This window comes from Legionella lytica (genome assembly GCF_044626755.1).
Taxonomy (GTDB): Bacteria; Pseudomonadota; Gammaproteobacteria; order Legionellales; family Legionellaceae; genus Legionella; species Legionella lytica_A.
Genome location: NZ_JBGORX010000036.1, coordinates 1 through 367, shown reverse-complemented (window position 1 = coordinate 367; position 367 = coordinate 1). Strand labels below are relative to the sequence as shown.

The window sequence follows — 367 nt, the reverse complement described above, 5'->3', positions numbered from 1 at the left end:
GTTGGTGAATAATGGCGTGGGTAGTGCCAGCTTAATGGGTGGCTTCACCTACACGGCAGTTGCCCCTACGTTAAGTAGTGTTTTACCAAGCAGTGGTTCCATTGCCGGGGGCACTACGATCACTTTAACTGGTTCCGGTTTTATTCCCGGCATGAGTGTCACTTTGGGTGGAACTGCGGCGACTAATGTCACGGTAGTTAATAGCACCACCTTAACCGCAGTGACCCCAGCCCATGCCAGTGGCGCGGTGAATGTGGTTGCTACCAACACTGTGGGTAGTGCCACGTTAACTGGTGGATTTACCTATGTGACTCTAGCGCCGACCTTAGTTGGTTTGACGCCAATTACTGGCAGTGTTGCGGGGGGA

1 protein-coding gene is annotated in these 367 nt (G+C 52.9%); it reads left to right on the top strand.

From position 1 onward, the window contains the following. The coding region (locus ACD661_RS16970; protein ID WP_400189014.1) for an IPT/TIG domain-containing protein at window positions 1-367 on the top strand (367 nt) is incomplete at both ends.